The sequence below is a fragment of the Actinotalea sp. C106 genome (assembly GCF_023630195.1).
Lineage (GTDB): Bacteria > Actinomycetota > Actinomycetes > Actinomycetales > Cellulomonadaceae > Actinotalea.
In genome coordinates this window covers 1-524 of the sequence record NZ_JALPKN010000649.1, presented here as the reverse complement: position 1 = coordinate 524, position 524 = coordinate 1, and the positions used below count along the sequence as shown (strand labels likewise).

Annotated in this window: 1 pseudogene; it reads right to left on the bottom strand. The window is 79.0% G+C overall.

Annotated elements, in window-relative coordinates:
* Positions 1-524 (bottom strand): annotated as a pseudogene (locus tag L0B03_RS19000) (hypothetical protein); the annotation flags it as partial.

The following is a 524-nucleotide window of genomic DNA, read 5'->3' as shown; positions in this document are numbered from 1 at the left end:
GCCCGGGCGAGGTCGGGGACGAGCCCGGGGGCGCCGGTCACCGCGACGAGGCCCAGTGCGGGCGCCCGGTCGCCGTGCACCCCCGACTGCCGTGCGAGGTGGCGCACCATGACCTGGTGCGCCACCAGACCGAGGCGGCGCGCGAGACCGACGGCCTCGAGCGGACGGTCGGTGTGCACGTGCACCTGCCAGAGAGCCTGGTCCCCGACCACGACCACGGAGCGGCCCAGGGCACCGAGGCCCGCGCGGAGCGCATCAGCAGGCGCATCCGGGTGGGCAGCCGGGACCGCCCCGGCGCGCTCCGCCAGGTACATGACCTCGAACTCCCCGTCCGGCGCCGGCTCCCCGCCAGACCCGGACGGGGTGAGTGGCTCGTCCCAGGGGTCCACCGTGACGCGGCCGGCCCGACGCACCGGGGTGCCCCCCCGAGACCCGGGCTCGGGGGGCAAGGCGTCCGCGAGGGCCTCGAGCACGAGGAGGAGGCCCAGGGCCCCCGCCTCCCGGACCCCCGCGGCCCCGAGGGC